This window comes from Streptomyces sp. ICC1, assembly GCF_003287935.1.
Taxonomy (GTDB): domain Bacteria; phylum Actinomycetota; class Actinomycetes; order Streptomycetales; family Streptomycetaceae; genus Streptomyces; species Streptomyces tritrimontium.
The window spans coordinates 5,565,403-5,583,843 of sequence record NZ_CP030287.1; the positions used below are offsets into that span (position 1 = coordinate 5,565,403).

An 18,441-nucleotide genomic window follows, 5' to 3' on the forward strand; every position below is an offset into this window, starting at 1 on the left:
GCGTTGACATGCGGAAGCCCGCCAACATACGGCAGCCGCACGGAGGCCTCCCCGGCGGCCCCGCGCCGCGGGGCGCCCCGGCGGCCGGGGCGCCGCGCGGGGGTTTCAGGACCGGTGGAGGCGGAGTGTGACGATCTGGAACGGGCGCAGCGTCAGGGGGACGGTGCCGTCCGGGGTGAGCGGGCCGACGGCCGTCCCCTCCAGGGGCCGCTCCAGGAGGTCGCTCTCGACCGCCGCCGACAGGGGGAAGCCCGCCGTCAGGGTGGCCCGCGCCCGGCCGCCGCCGGATTCGTAGAGGCGGACCACGACGTCGCCGCCGCGGTCCTCGGCCAGCTTGACCGACTCGACCACGACCGCGTCGCCGTCCACCGCCACCAGCGGCGCGACCGGGCCCGCGCCCGTGACCGTCCGCTCCGGGAGGTTGAGCGCGTGGCCCTCGCGCACCGCGTCGGAGAGGGCCGCACCGGGGGCGAGCGAGTAGCGCAGGGTGTGCGCGCCCTGGTCGGTCTCCGGATCGGGATAGCGCGGCGCCCGCAGGAGGGAGAGGCGGATCGTCGTCGTCTGTCCGCCGTCGGGGCGCACGTCGCGGGTCACGTCGTGGCCGTACGTGGAGTCGTTGAGGACGGCGACGCCCCAGCCCGGCTCCTCCGCGTGGATCCAGCGGTGCGCGCAGATCTCGAACTTGGCCGCCTCCCAAGAGGTGTTGGTGTGGGTGGCCCGGTACACGTGCCCGAACTGGGTCTCCGAGGCGGTTCGTTCGGCCTTGACGTCCAGTGGGAAGGCCGCCTTGAGGAGCTTCTCCGTCTCGTGCCAGTCCACGTCCGTGACGATGTCCACCGTCTTGGCGCCCGCCCGCAGCGTGACCGACTGGACGACCGAGGAGGAGCCGAAGGAGCGGGCCGCGCGGACCGTGGCCGAGAACGGCCCGGTCTCCGCGAGCGCCAGGGCGTCCACGTCCACCAGGTCGGTGACCTTGTTGCGGTAGAACGCGTCGATGTCCCACGCGTCCCACATGTTGGGGAAGTCGGGGTGGATCTGGAGCAGGTTCGCGGCGGCGCCCGGTGCGACCGACTCGCGTCCGGCCTCCAGGTCGTAGGCGGAGACGATCAGGCCGCGGCCGTCGATCTCCACGCGCAGGCGCCCGTTGGCGAGGACGTGGCCGCCGCCGCGGCGCTCCTCGACGGTGACGGGCTGCCCGGCGGCGGCCGGCCGCGACGCACCGCCGGCCGCGATGCCGCGCCGGGCGTGCGGGGAGCAGTTGAAGACGAGCTCTTCCTCGCCCTCGCCCGCCAGGGCGCGCTGCGCGGCCAGGGTGAGGGCGGTCAGCTCCTCCTCCACCTCCGCGTACGTCTCGCGCGCCTCGCGGTGCACCCAGGCGATGGAGGAGCCGGGGAGGATGTCGTGGAACTGGTGGAGCAGCACGGTCTTCCAGATCCGCTCCAGCTCCTCGTACGGGTACGCGTACCCGGGGAACGTCACCGCGGCCGTGGACGCCCACAGTTCGGCCTCGTGCAGCAGCGACTCGCTGCGCCGGTTGCCCTGCTTGGTCTTGGCCTGCGAGGTGTAGGTGCCCCGGTGCAGCTCGAGGTAGAGCTCGCCGGCCCAGACGGGCGCGTCCCCGTACTCGGCGTGCGCCTTCTCGAAGAACGCGTCGGGGCGCTCGATCTCCACGCGCGGGGAGCCTTCGAGATTCCGCTGCCGCTTGGCGCGGGCGAGCTGCTCGCGCGTGGGGCCGCCGCCGCCGTCGCCCCAGCCGAAGGGGACCAGTGAGCGTGAACCCCGGCCCTTCTCCTGGTAGTTGCGGGCGGCGTGCGCCATCTGGGCTCCGCCGAGGTCGGAGTTGTAGGTGTCGACGGGCGGGAAGTGCGTGAAGACGCGGGAGCCGTCGATGCCCTCCCACCAGAAGGTGTGGTGGGGGAACTTGTTGACCTGGGACCAGGAGATCTTCTGGGTCAGGAACCACTGGGAGCCGGAGAGCTTGACGATCTGCGGCATCGCGGCGGTGTAGCCGAAGGAGTCGGGCAGCCAGACGTTGTCGGTCTCGATGCCGAACTCGTCCATGAAGAACTTCTTGCCGTAGAGGAACTGTCGGGCCATGGCCTCGCCACCGACCATGTTGGTGTCGGACTCCACCCACATGCCGCCGACCGGCACGAACTGCCCGTCCGCGATCTTCTTCTTGACCCGTTCGAAGAGCTCGGGCCGGTGCGTCTTGATCCAGTCGAGCTGTTGGGCCTGCGACATGGCGAAGACGAACTCGGGGTGCTCGTCCATCAGGTTGACCATGTTGGACGCGGTCCGCGCGACCTTGCGCACCGTCTCGCGCAGCGGCCACAGCCAGGCCGAGTCGATGTGGGCGTGGCCGATCGCGCTGATCCGGTGGGCGGAGGCGTGGGCGGGGGCCGCCAGCGCGCCGGCGAGCCGGGCGCGGGCGGCGGGCGCCGTGCCGGGGACGTCGTCCAGGTCCACGGCGTCGAGGGCGGAGTCCAGGGCGCGCAGGATCTCGTAGCGCCGGGCGTCGCGCCCGTCGAGCTGTGTCATCAGGTCGTGGAGGACCTCCAGGTCCTGTACGAGCTCCCAGACCTCGGTCTCGAAGACGGCGAGGTCCATCCGGGCGAGCCGGTAGAGGGGCTGGTCTCCGCTGGTCCGGACGTCGCCCTCGTACGTCGCCGAGTGGTCGACCAGGACCGGGTTCGAGGCGCCCTCGACGTACCACTCGATCCGCTCGCCGCCGACCGCGGAGTCGGCGACGCGCACCCAGTCGTTGTACGGGTTGAGCGCTTTGACCTCCCCGCCGTCGGCCCGGTGGACCAGGCCCTCGCACTGGAAGCCGGGCATCATCCGGTCGAAGCCGAGGTCGAGGACGGCCTCGACGGTGCGCCCCGCCCAGCCGGCGGGGACGGTGCCCGTGACCTTGAACCAGGTGGTGCCCCAGGCCGGGCCCCACGCGTCACCGATGGCGCAGGGTCCGTACGCGGCCGCGAGGCCTTCGGCGACGGGGACGGGCTCGCCGGGGGCCTCCCAGCGTTCGATGGCCAGCGGGACCGAACGGGAGTGCACGGCGGGCTTGATGCGTTCCTTGAGGACGCGGCGCAGGCGGTGTTCGGTGATGCTGCGGTCGTCGTGCATGGCGGCTGCTCCAGGTGGAGAGTGAGCGGATCGTGCGGTCCGGCGGTCAGGCGGTCAGGGGCGAGAGGGGAGACGGAGAGGGAGGGAGAGGGCGCGGGTCACGTCTTGACGGCCCCGTCGCCCACGCCCTTGAAGAAGAAGCGCTGGAGGGCGAAGAAGAGGAGCATCATCGGGATCAGCGCGGCCATCGCGCCGGCGGCGATGATGCGCTGGTCGCTGACGGTGGTGGCGCCGGCCAGGGTCTTCAGGCCGAGTTGGAGGGTGTGGTTCTCGCTGTCGGTCAGCACCAGCAGCGGCCAGAGGAAGTCGTCCCACGCACCCATGAAGCTGGTGATGCAGACGACGGCCAGCGCCCCCTTGGCGGCCGGGAGGAAGACCCGGGTGAAGCGGGTCCACTCGCCGGCGCCGTCGAGGACCGCGGCCTCCTCCAGCTCCGCGGGTACGGCGAGGAAGGCCGATCGCATGATCATGATGTTGAGGACGGACACGGCGCCGGGCAGCCAGACGCCGATGAGGGTGTCGACCAGGCCCATCTCGCGGATCGTGAGGAACATCGAGATCATCACGGACTCGAAGGGGAACATCAGCGTCGCCACGAGCACGGTGAAGACGGCTCTGCGGCCCTTCCAGGCGGCGCGCGAGAGGGCGTAGCCGCCCATCGCCGCGAACAGCAGGTTCGAGGTGACGGCGAGCAGCGCCACGGTCAGGGTGTTGCCGACGTACTGGAGCAGCGGGAACGACTCCGCGACCCGGACGTAGTTGTCGAGGGTGGGCCGCGCGGGCAGCACCCCGTCGTACACGTTCTCCGTGCGGCCGCGGATCGAGGTCAGGAACTGCCAGACGATCGGCCCGAGCATGACCACGAGCATCAGGAGGAGCGTGGCGTACCGGCCCGCGAGGCCGATCCGGAAGGAGGGCGCCCTCACCTCTCGTCTCCCTTGGACAGGCGGCGGCCCAGCAGGCTGAAGACCAGCGTCAGGAGGAACAGCAGGATGGAGATGGCGGCCGCGTAACCGGTCTCGCCGGCGAAGCCGAGACCGACCTGGCGGATGAGGAAGGGCAGGGTACGGGCGCCGCCGCCGGGCCCGCCGCTCTCGCCGCCGAGGATGTAGATCTCGGTGAAGACGCGGAGCGCGGAGATGGCGGAGAGGGTGCCGACCAGCAGCATCATCGGCTTCACCTGGGGGACGGTGATGCTGAAGAAGCGGCGTACGGGTCCCGCGCCGTCGAGCGCCGCGGCCTCGTGGAGGGAGGCGGAGACGTTCCCGAGGGCCGCCAGGTAGAAGACCATGTAGTAGCCGAGGCCCTTCCACACGGTCACGATCATCGCGGAGACCAGCAGCATGGTGCTGTCGGTCAGGAACGGGATCGGCTCGGAGACGATGCTCAGCTTCCGGAACACCGTGTTGACCAGGCCGTCGCTGCGCAGCACCCACTGCCAGATGAGGCCGACGACCACGGCCGAGGCGATCACCGGGGTGTAGAACGCCGAGCGGAAGAAGCCGATCCCGGGGACCTCCCGCTGGACGAGGACGGCGAGGGCCAGCGGCAGGAACACCAGGCACGGGACGACGACCACGAGGTACAGCACGCTGTTGCCGGTGGCGACCCAGAAGTCGGGGTCGCCGAAGGCGCGGGCGTAGTTGTCGAAGCCGACGAACCCGCCGCCGCGCAGGATCTGCGCGTCGGTGAGCGAGAGGATCACGGTGTTGACGAACGGCCAGAGGCTGAACATCGTCACCATGACCAGGCCCGGGGCGAGGAAGAGGTACGGGGTCCACCACGTGCGGTGGCGGAGCCCGGTCTCGGCCTCCATGGCGCGCTTCGCCTTCTTGGCGTTCCTGCCGATCCCCGCGCTGTCCGCCCTCACCTCTGCCCCGTCCTGGCGAGCAGCTTGTTCGCCTCCTCCTGGGCCTTCCTCACGGCCGTCCTGGCGTCCTGCTCGCCCTTGATCGCCTTCTGCACCTCGCGCACGACCGCGTCGCCGACCTGGTTGGTCCACTGGACGGGGGTGTTGGCGTCGAGATCCGCGCCCTTCAGCTGTTCGGCGCCGACCGCGCGGGCCAGGGTCTCCGCGTCCTTGCCGTCGCCCTTGTCGGAGAAGTAGGCGTCGGCCAGGCCGGTGGCGTTCGACGGGTAGATGGTCGCCTTCTTGGAGAACTCCACCTGGTTGGGGCCGTTGGTGACCCACTTGGCGAACTCGGTCGCCGCGTCCAGGTGCTTGCCGTCCTTGCGGATGCCGAGCGACTGGGCGTAGATCCCGATGTGGCCGAGCGTCCCGGTGACGGCGTTGGCGACCTGCGTGTCGGCGTAGACCTGCGGGGCGTTCTGCTTGATGTCCCTGACGAAGCCCGGGGATCCGGGGCCGAAGGCGATCTTCCCGCCGCCGTACAGCTGGTTGACGTCGTCCGACTTGAGCAGCGACTCCTTGGGCATGGCGCCCTTGTCGTACAGGTCCTTCATCCGCTCGACCCACGCGACGGCCTTGTCGGTGTCGAAGGCGAACGCGTCCTGCTTGCCGTTCAGGATCGGAATGCCCATCTTCTGCCAGTCCCCGGGCAGTCGCCCCTTGGGGTCGGCCATGAAGGCGGAGTACCGCCCGCCGGACCCGGCCGCTATCCGCTCGGCGTAGTCGAAGAACTGCTCGACGGTGGTCGGCGGCTTCGCCGGGTCGAGGCCGGACTTCTCGAAGAGCCTCTTGTTGTACGTGAGGATCTCCGGGGTCACGTACCAGGGGTACGCGAACACCCCCTCCCCCTTTCCGGGCAGCTTGAACTGCTCCCAGGCGCCGGGCACGTACTCCCCGGCCGCCCCGGGGTCGAGCTTCGCCACGTCGGCGAGCATGCCCCGGTCGGCGAGGAGCTGGAAGCTGTCGGTGGAGAGGTTGACGACGTCGGGGAGGGCACCTGCCTGGGCGTCGGCCACGAGCTTCTCGTTGTAGCCGTCGCCCGGCACGTCCTCCCATACGACCTCGGCGTCCGGGTACTTCTGCTCGAAGGCGTCGATGACGCCCTGCACGTAGGACGTGTGGACCGGCTTCAACTGGAGGGTGCGGAACGTGATCCGGCCGGACACCTTGCCGGTCCTCTCACCCTCCTCCACCTCGGCGGCGCCGCCGCCGAGGCCGCATGCGGAGGTCGTGGTCGCGAGGAAAGCACCGGCCACGAGCGCGGTGAGGGCCATGCGGGTCGCGTTCTCACGGGTCATCGTCGCCGCCTTCGGGGGGAGTTCCGGCCTCGTCGCCGGAGCGCTGGGCCCAAACTCGCCCGAAAGCAAGTCCCGGTCAATGCGACCGGGGTCCCGGGCGGCGGAGGGCGGCAGGTACCCGTACGTCCCGAATTTCGACCGGGATGGCTCGGCCCGTCCGAAAGCCACTCCATCACCACCACTCTGAACTGTACTGATGCGCTTTAGTCACCCAGGGGTTTGGCGTGATGTCGATTCAATGGCGAACCCGCTTCCCCGCCAGGGTTTGACTCCTTATCGCCTGTTCATCAAAACCTTCGCTCCCGCGCTTTATCGCGCATACCGCGAAACGCGACCGCCCCGTGCGGTCGATACCCCTTGGTGGGCCCGAACCCGGCCGATGTACATTCGGCGCCACGGCGTGTAGCTCAGCAGCCAGAGCACCGAACCCACGTTCGGAGGGCGCAGGGGCAGGACCTGCCACGCCGGCGATGAACGTGAACACGACGACGACGTCCGGGGCCGCCCCCGGGGCCGCCGCCCTGCCCTCCTGGGCCACCCCCGGTCTGGCGCACACCCGGCTGCGGCCCTACGAGCGGGAGGCCGCCCGGCTGGCCGGCGTACCGGAAACCCGGCGCGCCCTCTTCGTGCACGGCCTCACCGGTCCCGGCATCGCCGGGCTGTGGTCCCTCCTGGAGAGCGGGCGCTACGAGGTCCACTCACCCGAGGAGGCCGCGCTGCTGTGCGTGGCGTGGCTGCTGCGGGCCGACCGGCTGGAGGCGGCCGCCGAACTGGCCGTGCTCCTGGAGCCGTTCGCCGACCGCCTGCCGTTCACCCCGCGCCCCGAGGCCGCGGGCCCCGAGTACGCCGGTCCCGGGTTCACCGGCCCCGAGATCACCGGGGCGGCCCGCGAGGCGGCCCGGCTGCTGGCGCGGCAGCGGCCGAACCGCGCCGTCGCCGCACAGCGCGAGGCGCTGACCGCATGGCGGCCCTTCGAGGACGAGCTGCTCGCGTACTGGCTGCGCGCGTACGGGCGCGGCGCCCACGCCCCGTACGCGGAGGGCGCGGCCCTGCTGGAGCGGTACGGGGCCCTGGCGGCGGCCCACCCGCTGACCGGCCGGCACCGCGACCCCAAGTCGAACGCGGCGATCCTGCGGCGGGCGCTGGAGGAGAAGGTCGCGGGGCGCGAGCCGGACCCCCGGCTGGCCGGGCTGCTGCGGCACGCCGTCACCTCGATGGTCGCCAAGCGCGGTCGGCCCGGTTCCCCGGAGCACACCCGGCTGCGGCAGGAGCAGGTCCGCCAAGCCGCCCTGCTCCGGGGCCCGTTCGCCGGATCCGGAGCGGATGGAGCGCCCGGATGGGACGGGGCGCCCGGATCGGGACCCGGCGCCGCACCGCCGGCCGCCCTCGCGGCGGCGGAGGAGGCCCGGGCGCCCTGGCAGGCCGGGCTGTCGGCCGTCCGCGTACCGCTCTCCGTGGGAACGGCCCTCGCCCGGGGCTGCCACCCGGAGGCCGGCGACCGCGACCCCGCGCTGTGGACCCTGCTGGGCAAGCTGTACCAGGGCGCCCACCGGTCCACCTGCTACCTGTGGGACTTCACCCGCCTCCCGGAGCTCCCCTGGATCCGCGCCGTCGCCGGAGCGTCCGTACGGGATCCGGCCGTGCTCGGCGCCGCGTTGCGCGGCCTCGCCGACTTCGCCCTGGAGGCCTCGGCGCGATCCGCCGCCGACCTGAGCCCGCCGCTCGTGGCGGGGCTGGCCGCGCTGGCCCGGGAGTCCGGGGTCCCCGCGTCCTTCGCCGTGGAGCCTTTCGTCCACGGCGACTTCGGGATCGTGACCACGCACGTCCTGGCCGCCGCGCGGGTGGCCGCCGAACTGCTGGGCGGGACGCCGTACGAGCGCTACCACGGCATCGACTACGCGGCGGTCCGGGCCATGGCCGACGCCGGCGACAGGGAGGGGTTCCTCCTGCTGTGCTCCGCGCGCGCGGGCCGCCGGGAGCCCGGCCTCCCGCGCGCCGACGGCCGGAACTCCCCCGAACGCACCGCCGGTCCGCCGCTGACCGAACAGGTCCGGATCCTCACGGCCGGCAACCTCGCCGCCCTGGTCCACGAGATCGGCGCCGTCCCGCGGGCCGGCTGGGACGACCTCGCCCGGGCCGCGTTCACCGCGGCGGCGCGCCGCCGGGCGGACACCCCGAAGCGGACGTCCCGCGCCTGGCGGCACCTGCTGTTCCACTTCTCCCTGTGCGATCCGGACCAGCGCTCGGCCGTACTCGACTGGATCGGCGCCGAGAGCGCCCGCCTCCCGGCCCCCGCGGCCGCCCGGCTCGCCCCGCCGGTCGCGCGGCTCCGCCGCGCGACCCCTTAGCTCTTCGCCAAGGGGTCTCCTGCGGGTCCCGGCGGGCAGCCGCGACGAAGGCCCTACTTCATGCGGTAGTCGGCCTTCTCCGCGAGCTTGCCGTCCTTGAAGCAGAAGCGCAGCACCGTGTTGCTGTCCCCGGTGCTCGACACGTAGTAGGAGCACCGGCTGTCCGCGGGCTCGGCGGGGGCGCCGTCCTTGAGGGCCGCCGTGACGAAGGTCTCGCCCGACGGGAGCTTGGCGCGCACCTCGCTCTCCCCGTCGCCGACCTTGACGGCCTCGTACACCTTGGGGTCGACGAGGGTCTTGTCCGCCACGTCGGCGACCTTGCCTATCCCGAAGAGCAGGAGGACGAGCAGGCCGATCCCCAGAACCACGGCCACCAGGCAGCCGATCACACATCCATTGCGCCGTGCCACGTCCCGCTCCTCGTGCGTCCACCGGACGGTTCCCGTCCGTTGTCACGACTCTCGCAAGCGGGGGGCACTCCGCGCTGTTCTCCAAAGTCTTCGGTCCGCGCAACGATCGTCTTTCGAGGTCGGACCGGGTGCGGCATGTATACAGGACAAGACAAGAACGACTATTGGGATGAACTGTGAGGAGCCACCGTGAGTCAGAACACCGAGCCCCTGATCGTCGTCGGCGTGGACGGTTCGATCCATTCGAAGCAGGCTCTGCGCTGGGGGGTCGCCCAGGCCAAGGCCATCGGCGGCCGGGTGCACGCCGTCATGAGCTGGGAGTGGAACACCAACCCCTTCGGCGTCAGCCCGTCCGTCCAGGGCGAGCTCGTCAGCGCCGAGGAAGCGGCCCGGCAGAAGCTCGCCGACACCGTGGCGGAGGCGGTCGGCACCTCTCCGGGCGTTCCGGTCTTCCGCCGGGTGGAGCAGGGCGCGCCCGCGCAGGTGCTGGTGGAGGCCTCGAAGGAGGCGGCGCTGACGATCGTCGGCACCCGCGGCTACGGCGGCATCAAGGGCGCGCTGCTGGGCTCGGTGAGTCAGCAGGTGGTGCAGTACGCGGCCAGCACGGTCGTCGTGGTCCGCGAGGACGGCTCCGCCTGACCCGCCTGACCGTCCCCTCCGCCACCGCCTCCGCCTCCGCCCTCGCCACTGCGTGCCCGTCCCTCAGGCCGGCGCGCGGCCCAGGTCCGACGGATCGGTGTTCGCGCCGCACAGCACCACCGCGACCCGCTCGCCCGGGGGCCGCGGGGCGGTGCGCAGAGCGGCCAGCGCGGTGGCCGCGCCCGCTTCGACCACGATGCGGTGCTCCTCCCACAGCGCGTGGCGGGCCGCGGTGATCGCGTCGTCCGGGACCAGCACGGACTCGGCGTTCCCCGCCCGGACGGCGGCCAGCGCGTCCGCGGAGACCCGGGTCGCCCCGAGCGAGTCGGCGGCCACCGAGTCCACGGTGACGTCCACCGGCCGGCCCGCCTCCAGGGCCGCGTTCAGGGCCCGGCAGTTCTCCGGTTCGGCCGCGATCACGCGGACGCCGTGTTCGCGCGCCGCGGCGGCGATCCCGGCGAACAGCCCGCCGCCGCCGACCGCGACGACGACCGCGTCCAGGCCGGGCAGGGCGGTGCGGATCTCGTCGAGCAGGGTCCCGGCGCCCGCCGCGATGAGCGGGTGGTCGTAGGCGTGGCTGCTCAGCGCCCCGCTCCCGGCGGCGAACTCCCGGCAGGCCGCCAGCGCTTCGGCGTACCGGTCGCCGACGAGCCGTACGTCGGCGCCGTAGCCCCGCAGCCGCTCCACCTTCACGCGCGGGGCGGTGGCCGGCAGGAAGACCGTGGCGGGCACGGATTCGGCGCGGGCCGCCCAGGCGCAGGCGAGGCCGGCGTTGCCGCCCGAGGCGATGGTGACCCCGGTGTCGGGCAGGGTGCCGGCGGCACGGTGGGCGGCGAGGAAGTTGCGGGCGCCGCGGGCCTTGAAGGAGCCGGTGTGTTGGAGGTACTCCAGCGCGTACGAGACGCCCTCCCGGCCCGCGGGTATCACCGTGACGGGCCGTACGGCCCCGGCGATCCGGTCGGCGGCGGCGCGCACGGCGGCGTAGTCGAGCTGCTGTTCCACGAAATCGCTCCTTCGTTCACACGTGTTCCACGGGGCGGCCCGGGGCGCGCGGTCGCGCACATCCGGGCGTCAGACGGCGGGCCGGGCCGCTTCGATCAGCTGCCGCAGGGCGCCGTAGTACACCTCGTGGTCGGTCAGGGGGGGCAGTACGTCGGCCAGCGCCCCCGAGAGCACCGGGAAGGCGGCCGGGTCCAGCGCGGCCAGCGCGGCGCGCGAGGCGGCGGTGGCTCCGGCCGGGTCCCGGTGGTCGACGAAGGCGGCGCTGCCCAGGGTCAGCAGGTACATCCGCCTGTACACGGTCATCGCCTCGGCGGGGGTCATCCCGGCGGCCACGCTGTCCGCGAGCGCGGGTTCCACGAGTCGGGCCAGCAGCTCCCGGCCGAGCCAGGGGCGGCCGCCGCGCAGGGCCAGCAGCCCGGGGTGGGCCGCGAGGAGCCGGTACAGGGCGGTGAACCGCTGCTCGGTGGCCTCGGCCCAGCCGGTCCCGGCGGGGACCACCGGCAGTTGGGCGGCCAGGTGCTCGGTGCACAGGTCGAGCAGGCCGGCCAGGTCGACGCAGCGCCGCTGGACGGTGGCGTGGGAGACCTCGAGCCGGTCGGCGAGCGCACGGAAACTGAGCGCGGAGGGCCCTTGCCCGTCGAGGATCCGCAGGGCTGCGGCGGCGATCGCGCCGGGTGTCGCGCGGTCCAGGGCGGCTGATCTTCTCGGCATGAGATACACCGTATCAGCCATCGTCACATACGACGCCACACGCACCATCGCACCCACCTCCGCACACCGCCGCACACACCGCCGCGCATGACGGCCCGATCCCCGGCCGACCCTCCACCCCCACCCCTTCGCGTGACGTCGACTGCGGCCATATTGCTGGTCATTGACGGATAACCCGCGACTTATGTTGACAGCGGGTAGTCACACCGCTGCACTAGGCGATCGAAGCCCCCTCGCCAAGGAGACCCCGTGCCGCCTCGCCTGCGTGCGTCGCTCCCCTGTCTGACCGCGGCCGCCCTGCTCGCCCTCGCGCTCTGCCCCGCCCCGGCGACGGCCGAGCCCACCGCGACGTCCGACACCCCGCTCGCGCTCACCCCGCCCATGGGGTGGAACAACTGGGCGCACTACATGTGCGACATCGACGAGGCCACGGTCGTGGCGAACGCGGACGCCCTGGTGTCCACCGGCCTCGCCGCAAAGGGCTACGACACGGTCACCGTCGACGACTGCTGGATGACCAAGAGCCGGGACGCGGACGGCAACCTCGTCGTCGACACCGAGAAGTTCCCGCACGGCATGGCCTGGCTCGGCGAGTACCTGCACGCCAGGAACCTCAAGTTCGGCATCTACCAGGACGCCGGCCACCTCACCTGCGAGCGCTACCCCGGCAGCGGCTCCCCCGTGGGCGGCGGGCCCGACCACTACGCCCGCGACGCCCGGCAGTTCGCCGGCTGGGAAGTCGACTACGTCAAGATGGACGGCTGCAACCTGTGGGTGCCCGAGGGCACCACGAAGGAGCAGGCCTACCGGGACGCCTACAACTCCGTGGCCCGCGCGCTGCGCGACAGCGGGCGCGACATGGTGCTCTCCGCCTCCGCGCCCGCCTACTTCCAGCAGGGCGAGTGGGGCGGCTCCGACTGGCACAAGGTGATCGACTGGGTCGGCGAGACCGGCCAGCTGTGGCGCGAGGGCCGGGACATCAAGGTGTACAAGCCGGCCGCGCCGGACACCTCGCGGTGGAGCTCGATCATGGGCAACTACGGCTACAACCGCTGGCTCGGCCGGTACGCGGGCCCCGGCAACTGGAACGACCCCGACTTCCTGATCGCGGGCGCCCCCGGTCTCACCGCGGCCGAGAGCCGCAGCCAGGTCGGCCTGTGGGCCATGATGGCCGCGCCGTTCATCCTCTCCTCGCAGGTCTCCGAGCTCGACCAGGCCGGGCTCGACGCGCTCGGCAACACCGATCTGATCGCGCTCGACCAGGACCCGATGGGCCGACAGGGCGCGGTGGTCTCCTCCAACGCCACCTTCGACATCCTGGTGCGCCCGCTCGCGAACGGGGACCGCGCCGTCGCCGTCCTCAACCGGTCCGGCGCCGCCCGCTCCGTCCGCGTTCCGCTCGACGAGGTCGGGCTGCCCTCCTGCACCGTCGGCGCCAAGGACCTGTGGAACGGGCAAGTGCGCCAGGTCTCCGACGCACTGACCGGCACGGTGGGCGCGCACGACACGGCCGTCTGGCGGCTGACCCCGCGCGCCGGCTGCGCCCCGGCCGTACCCACCGGCCAGATCGCCGGCCAGGGTGCGAACCAGGGTGCCGCCTGCGCCGACGGCGCGAACACCACCGGCGTCGGCGCCGTCGTGATGGCCGCCTGTACGGGCGCGCCCGACCAGCGCTGGACCCTGGGCCGGGGCGGCGACCTGCGGCTGGCCGGCGACTGCCTCACGGCCGGCCCGGACGGCCTCGTGGAGCTGGCCGACTGCCCGTCCGACCACCGCCGCCGCGATACGGGGCAGGGCTGGAGCCCGCGCCGCGACGGAAGCCTCGTCGACGAGGCGAGCGGGCTCTGCCTGACGGCGCCCGCCCCCCCCTCCGTCCCCGCCGAGCCCGGCACCCCCCCCGAGCGGCTGCGCCTCACCCCCCGCCGCGACCCCTCGGTCCACCGACCTCGGTACTCTACGCAGGGTCGTGCGCCGGCAGCGTCAGATGTGTATAGGCGACGGGTCCTGGCCTTCGCCGTACTGCGCCCCCGCGGGCTGCCGGAGGCCGCGGCCGCCGTGCCCGCGGCCGGGCTGCTCGTCGCCCTGGGCGTCGTACCGGCCGCCGACGCGTGGGCGCAGCTGCGCGAACTGCTGCCGGTGGTCGGGTTCCTCGCGGTGATCCTGGCGTTGGCGCGGCTCTGCGCGGACGAGGGGCTGTTCCGGGCCGCGGGGGCGATGGTGGCCCGGCGCGCGGCGGGACGCGGGCCGGTGGCGCTGCTCGGCGGGGTGTTCGCCGTGGCCTCGCTGGTCACGGCCACGCTGAGCCTGGACGCCACGGTGGTCCTGCTGACCCCGGTGGTGCTGGCGACGGCCGCCCGGCTGGGGGCCCGGCCCCGGCCGCACGTGTACGCCACCGCGCACCTCGCGAACTCGGCCTCGCTGCTCCTGCCGGTCTCCAACCTCACCAATCTGCTGGCGTTCGCCGCGAGCGGGCTGTCCTTCACCCGGTTCGCGGGGCTGATGGCCCTGCCGTGGCTGGTCGCGATCGGGGTGGAGTACGCGGTCTTCCGCCGCTACTTCCGGGCGGACCTGGCCGCGGCGCCCGAGCACGTGCCGGAGGCCGGGGAGCCGGCGCCGCTGCCCCGGTTCGCCGCGGGCGTGCTCGCGCTGACCCTGGCCGGCTTCGCGCTCGCCTCCTTCGCGGGAGCGAGCCCGGCCTGGGCCGCGCTCGCGGGCACGCTCGTCCTGGCCGTACGGGCACTGCGGCGTCGGGAGACCACGCCCGTCCGGATCCTGACCTCGGCGGCTCCGGCCTTCTGCCTGTTCGTGCTGGCGCTGGGGGTGGTGGTCCGGGCGGTCGTGGACCACGGGCTCGGGGCCGGTCTGGAGCGGGTGATGCCGGCCGGGGACTCGCTGCCGGCGCTGCTCGCGGTGGCTGCCGTGGCCGCCGTGCTCGCCAACCTGATCAACAACCTGCCCGCGGTGCTCGCGCTGCTCCCCGTGGCCGCGGCGGGCGGCGCGGGGCCGGTGCTGGCGGTGCTGATCGGCGTGAACATCGGGCCGAACCTGACGTACGCCGGGTCCCTGGCCACGCTGCTGTGGCGGCGGATCCTGCACGCGGACGGGTACGGGGGCGTCACGCTCGGGGACTTCACCCGGCTCGGCCTGCTGACCACGGTCCCGGCCCTCGGCGCGGCGGTGACGGCCCTGTGGGCGGCCCTGCGTCTCATCGGCGCGTGACCTCGCGGGGGCGGGGCGCGGATAGGATCGGGACATCATGACTGCAACCCTCGTCGCCAAGAAGCTCACCGCCGCGCACGGCGAGCGCACGCTCTTCGCCGATCTCGACCTCGTCGTCGCACCCGGCGACGTCATCGGCCTCGTCGGCGTCAACGGCGCCGGGAAGTCCACCCTGCTGCGGATGCTCGTCGGGCTGGACGCCCCCGAGACCGGTGAGGTGCGGCTCTCCCCGCCCGGCGCCGCCGTGGGGCACCTCCCCCAGGAGCCCGAGCGGCGCCCCGGCGAGTCGATCCGCGAGTTCCTGGCCCGGCGTACCGGCGTGGCCGCGGCGCAGGCGGAGCTCGACGCGGCGACGCAGGGCCTCGTGGACGGCACCCCGGGCGCCGACGACGCGTACGCGGACACCCTCGACCGGTGGCTGAACCTCGGCGGCGCCGACCTCGACGAGCGGGCCCAGGAAGTCGCCGACGACCTCGGACTCTCCGTCGGCCTCGACCTGCCGATGACCGCGCTGTCCGGCGGGCAGGCCGCCCGCGCAGGCCTCGCCTCGCTGCTGCTGTCCCGCTACGACGTCTTCCTGCTGGACGAGCCCACCAACGACCTCGACCTCGACGGTCTGGAGCGCCTGGAGCAGTTCGTGAAGGGGCTGCGCGCCGGCACGGTCGTCATCAGCCACGACCGCGAGTTCCTCACGCGCACGGTCACCAAGGTCCTCGAACTGGACCTGGCCCAGCAGCAGATCAACCTCTACGGCGGCGGCTACGACGCGTACCTGGAGGAGCGCGAGCGGGCCCGCAACCACGCCCGCGAGGACTTCGAGGAGTACGCGGGCAAGAAGTCGGCCCTTGAGGGGCGGGCCCAGATGCAGCGCAACTGGATGGACAAGGGCGTGCGCAACGCCCGCCGCAAGTCGACCGACAACGACAAGATCGGCAAGAACCTGCGCGGCGAGTCGAGCGAGAAGCAGGCCGCCAAGGCCCGCCAGACGCAGCGCGCGATCGAGCGCCTCGACGTCGTGGACGAACCGCGCAAGGAGTGGGAGCTGCGCATGGAGATCGCGAGCGCCCCGCGCTCCGGCTCCGTGGTCGCCACCCTGCGCGAAGCGGCCGTCCAGCGCGGGGACTTCGGTTTCGGCCCGGCCAGCCTGCAGATCGACTGGGCGGACCGGGTCGCGATCACCGGTGCCAACGGGGCCGGAAAGTCGACCCTGTTGGCGGTGCTCCTCGGCCGCCTCGCCCCGGACTCCGGCGCCGCCACCCTCGGCTCGGGCGTGCTGGTCGGCGAAGTCGACCAGGCCCGCGGGCTGTTCCTCGGCGAGGAGCCGCTCATCGACGCCTTCTGCGCGGCCGTGCCCGACACCGAGCCGGCCGAAGTGCGTACCCTGCTGGCCAAGTTCGGCCTAAAGGCGGCGCACGTGACCCGTCCGGCGGCCACCCTCTCCCCGGGCGAGCGCACCCGGGCGGCGCTGGCGCTGCTCCAGGGCCGCGGCGTGAACCTGCTGGTGCTGGACGAGCCGACGAACCACCTGGACCTTCCGGCCATCGAGCAGTTGGAGTCCGCCCTGGAGGCCTACGAGGGCACCCTGCTGCTCGTCACGCACGACCGCCGGATGCTCGACGCGGTCCAGGTGACCCGCCGGCTGCGGGTCGAGGACGGCAAGGTCACCGAGCTCTGACGCCGGACGGGGCGGGCGGGACGGCTCCGGCCGCCCGCCCGCCGACCGCGGGTCCGCGGCCCCCAAGCTCCCGATCATGGACGAACGGGGGGCCGTGACGGCCTGGCACGAGCCCCCGGCTGGACCACGGACATCCCCAGGTACGGCTGGCGGCCGCGCGGGCCGTGCTGCTGGCCGCCCCCGGCGGGGCGCAGGGCACGGGCCGGCGTATCGCCGGGGCGTTCGCGGAGATCGGTACCGGCGCCCTGCCGCAAACGCCTTGGTGGCCCTACGGCTACACGCCGATGGAGCGGTACCAGGAACAGCTCGCGGCCCATCCGCGGGAGGCGCGGGCCCTGGTCGACGGTCTGGTCCGGCATCCGGACCCGAGCCTGCGGGCGGAGGCCGTGCGGGCGGCCGGGAAGCAGCTGCACCACTGGCGGAGCCCGTCGCCGCACCTGTGGGAGACGGTCGCCGCCGGGCTGGAGGACGAGGTCGAGGTCTCCGACGCCGCGCTCAAGGTGCTCGCCAGGAGCGGCGGGGCGGCGGCCCCGTTCGCGGACCGGATCGTCCGCGCCGTCGCACGCACCGGCTCCTCGGACTGGACGCGCTCCCACGCCGCGGTGCGGGCGCTGGTCCGTATCGAGGACCCGCGGGCTTCCCGCCACTACCTCGAGCACTTCGACCATTCCCTCCTCGAAGTCCTGCCGCTGCCCGCGCACTGGGCGGCGGACCTGTTCCCGGCCTTCCGCGAGCGGCTCGCCGAAGGCCCCGAGGCGCGGGGCGCCGACAAGCTCCTGCCGCTCCTCGCCGAGTGGGGCCCGGCCGCGGCCCCGGCGGCGCCCGAACTGGCCGGCCTGCTGGACACCGGGCACGCCCGGCCCGCGGCCGAGGCCCTCGGGCGGATCGGACCGGCCGCGTCGGCCGCCGCCGACGCGCTCGCCGCGCTCGCCCGGGGCGATACGAGCCCGTGGCGCTTCGGCCCGGGCACCGAACGCTCGCCGAAGCCGTGGCAGGGGGCGCAGACCGCCGCCTGGGCGCACTGGCGGATCACCGGCGACCCGGCCCCGGCCGTGGCGGCCCTGCTTCCGGAGCTGCGGCCACTGGACGGGCACGCCCTCTCCCCGCTGGTCCTGCGGGCCGTGCGGGCCCTGGGCGCGGTCGGCCCGCCCGCCGCGGCCGCCCTGCCCGTGCTCCGCGCGGTTCTCGCCTCGGAGCGCCGCTCCTGCGCGGACATCCTCTGGGACGAGGAGCTGTGCCGGGCCGCGCGGGAGGCACTGGAGGAGATCGAAGGCCCCCGAGCCGCCCGCCGACCGCCGCCCGCCGCCCGGTCACAGCACTAGCCGACGTCAGCCGGGGGCCGGCGCTTGCGGGCCATCTTGCGGGCCACGAAGGTGCGCGGGAGGTGGCGGGCGGCCAGGGCGTACGCCTGGTAGCGGCGGCCGGTGATGCTCACCGGGCGGCGCCGGGCCAGGTCCTTCAGGGCCCGGGCCACCACGTCGCGCGGTTCCAGCCACACCGCGTCGCGCAGGGCGCTGACGTCCATCCCGGCGCGCTCCTGGAACTCGGTGCGGGTGAATCCGGGCACCACCGCCAGCACGCGGACCCCGTACGGCTCCATGTCCACGCGCAGCGACTCGCTGAAGGCCGTGACCCAGGCCTTCGCGGCGCCGTACGTGCCGGTCGGCAGCAGTCCGGCCACCGAGGAAACGTTGAGCACGGCGCCGCGGCGGCGCTCGCGCAGGCCCGGCAGTACCGCGTGCGTGAGCCGGAGCGGGACCTTGACCAGCAGGTCGAGCATCCGTTCCTCGTCCTCGACCGGGCTGTACGGGAAGGGCGCCGGGAGCCCGAAGCCCGCGTTGTTGACCAGGATGTCGACGGGCCGGGCCGGGTCCGCGAGCCGGTCGGCGACGGCCTCCAGGCTGTCGGCATCGAGCAGGTCGGCGGGCAGCACCTCGCAGACGGAGCCGAATTCCCGGGCCAGTTCCTCGGCCACGTCCTCCAGGCGGGACTTGTCGCGGGCGACGAGGACGAGGTCGCAGCCCTTGGCCGCGAAGCCGCGGGCGAAGGCCGCGCCGAGTCCGGCGCTGGCCCCTGTGATCAGTACGGTGGTCAAGAGTCG

Annotated in this window: 13 protein-coding genes and 1 pseudogene; 6 read left to right on the forward strand and 8 right to left on the reverse strand. The window is 73.5% G+C overall.

Annotated elements, in window-relative coordinates; genetic code table 11:
• Positions 1-105 precede the first annotated feature (105 nt).
• The 4 genes from DRB96_RS26210 to DRB96_RS26225 all read right to left on the reverse strand — a co-directional run bounded on the left by DRB96_RS26210 (position 106) and on the right by DRB96_RS26225 (position 6,336).
• The gene (locus tag DRB96_RS26210) at positions 106-3,129 is read right to left on the reverse strand and encodes a glycoside hydrolase family 38 C-terminal domain-containing protein (protein WP_112450671.1); all 3,024 of its coding nucleotides are present in this window, start codon (positions 3,127-3,129) and stop codon (positions 106-108) included.
• Between the two features lie 98 nt (positions 3,130-3,227).
• A complete protein-coding gene (locus DRB96_RS26215; RefSeq protein ID WP_239516214.1) occupies positions 3,228-4,055 on the reverse strand; it encodes a carbohydrate ABC transporter permease in 828 nt (275 codons plus the stop codon).
• Complete coding sequence (locus DRB96_RS26220) at positions 4,052-4,945, reverse strand: sugar ABC transporter permease (protein ID WP_204358071.1); 894 nt, start codon at positions 4,943-4,945, stop codon at positions 4,052-4,054. Before DRB96_RS26220 ends, DRB96_RS26215 begins: the two co-directional genes overlap by 4 nt.
• Before the next feature lie 50 nt (positions 4,946-4,995).
• Positions 4,996-6,336 carry a sugar ABC transporter substrate-binding protein gene (locus DRB96_RS26225; protein WP_239516215.1) on the reverse strand — a complete coding sequence of 447 codons (1,341 nt, stop codon included), beginning with the start codon at positions 6,334-6,336 and terminating at the stop codon, positions 4,996-4,998.
• A gap of 470 nt (positions 6,337-6,806) precedes the next feature.
• On the opposite strand from DRB96_RS26225, the gene DRB96_RS26235 reads away from it, so the two are divergent.
• Positions 6,807-8,684, forward strand: coding sequence for a hypothetical protein (locus tag DRB96_RS26235; protein ID WP_162688636.1), 1,878 nt, complete (start codon positions 6,807-6,809; stop codon positions 8,682-8,684).
• Between the two features lie 53 nt (positions 8,685-8,737).
• On the opposite strand, the gene DRB96_RS26240 is transcribed toward DRB96_RS26235, so the two are convergent.
• A complete protein-coding gene (locus DRB96_RS26240) occupies positions 8,738-9,094 on the reverse strand; it encodes a hypothetical protein (RefSeq protein ID WP_112450674.1) in 357 nt (118 codons plus the stop codon).
• 189 nt (positions 9,095-9,283) lie between these two features.
• Between DRB96_RS26240 and DRB96_RS26245 the strand changes: the two genes are divergently transcribed.
• A complete protein-coding gene (locus tag DRB96_RS26245; protein ID WP_112450675.1) occupies positions 9,284-9,733 on the forward strand; it encodes a universal stress protein in 450 nt (149 codons plus the stop codon).
• Positions 9,734-9,796: 63 nt separating this feature from the next.
• Here the strand turns inward: DRB96_RS26245 and DRB96_RS26250 are convergent, their stop codons facing one another.
• Both DRB96_RS26250 and DRB96_RS26255 read right to left on the reverse strand, forming a co-directional pair.
• Entirely contained in the window at positions 9,797-10,735 is a 939-nt protein-coding gene (locus tag DRB96_RS26250; RefSeq protein WP_112450676.1) for a serine/threonine dehydratase, read from the reverse strand.
• 69 nt (positions 10,736-10,804) lie between these two features.
• A complete protein-coding gene (locus DRB96_RS26255; protein WP_112450677.1) occupies positions 10,805-11,446 on the reverse strand; it encodes a TetR/AcrR family transcriptional regulator C-terminal domain-containing protein in 642 nt (213 codons plus the stop codon).
• Between the two features lie 381 nt (positions 11,447-11,827).
• Here DRB96_RS26255 and DRB96_RS26260 point away from each other — a divergent pair.
• From DRB96_RS26260 to DRB96_RS26275, 4 genes and pseudogenes are all read left to right on the forward strand, one after another.
• Positions 11,828-13,294, forward strand: a pseudogene (locus tag DRB96_RS26260) (ricin-type beta-trefoil lectin domain protein); the annotation flags it as partial.
• Positions 13,295-13,432: 138 nt separating this feature from the next.
• Positions 13,433-14,665, forward strand: coding sequence for an SLC13 family permease (locus tag DRB96_RS26265; protein ID WP_112453720.1), 1,233 nt, complete (start codon positions 13,433-13,435; stop codon positions 14,663-14,665).
• 37 nt (positions 14,666-14,702) lie between these two features.
• Complete coding sequence (locus DRB96_RS26270; protein ID WP_112450678.1) at positions 14,703-16,340, forward strand: ABC-F family ATP-binding cassette domain-containing protein; 1,638 nt, start codon at positions 14,703-14,705, stop codon at positions 16,338-16,340.
• 164 nt (positions 16,341-16,504) lie between these two features.
• Entirely contained in the window at positions 16,505-17,662 is a 1,158-nt protein-coding gene (locus DRB96_RS26275) for a hypothetical protein (RefSeq protein ID WP_112450679.1), read from the forward strand.
• Here the strand turns inward: DRB96_RS26275 and DRB96_RS26280 are convergent.
• On the reverse strand, positions 17,659-18,435 hold the full coding sequence (locus DRB96_RS26280; protein WP_112450680.1) for an SDR family oxidoreductase: 777 nt from the start codon (positions 18,433-18,435) through the stop codon (positions 17,659-17,661). The two genes, DRB96_RS26275 and DRB96_RS26280, sit on opposite strands and share 4 nt — an antisense overlap.
• Between the last annotated feature and the right edge of the window lie 6 nt (positions 18,436-18,441).

Bases quoted from the DNA above. Each gene is read 5' to 3' on its own strand.
- DRB96_RS26210 (WP_112450671.1), bottom strand. From the start codon at position 3,129: ATGCACGACGACCGCAGCATCACCGAACACCGCCTGCGCCGCGTCCTC.
- DRB96_RS26220 (WP_204358071.1), bottom strand. From the start codon at position 4,945: ATGGAGGCCGAGACCGGGCTCCGCCACCGCACGTGGTGGACCCCGTAC.
- DRB96_RS26225 (WP_239516215.1), bottom strand. From the start codon at position 6,336: ATGACCCGTGAGAACGCGACCCGCATGGCCCTCACCGCGCTCGTGGCC.
- DRB96_RS26235 (WP_162688636.1), top strand. From the start codon at position 6,807: ATGAACGTGAACACGACGACGACGTCCGGGGCCGCCCCCGGGGCCGCC.
- DRB96_RS26255 (WP_112450677.1), bottom strand. From the start codon at position 11,446: ATGCCGAGAAGATCAGCCGCCCTGGACCGCGCGACACCCGGCGCGATC.
- DRB96_RS26270 (WP_112450678.1), top strand. From the start codon at position 14,703: ATGACTGCAACCCTCGTCGCCAAGAAGCTCACCGCCGCGCACGGCGAG.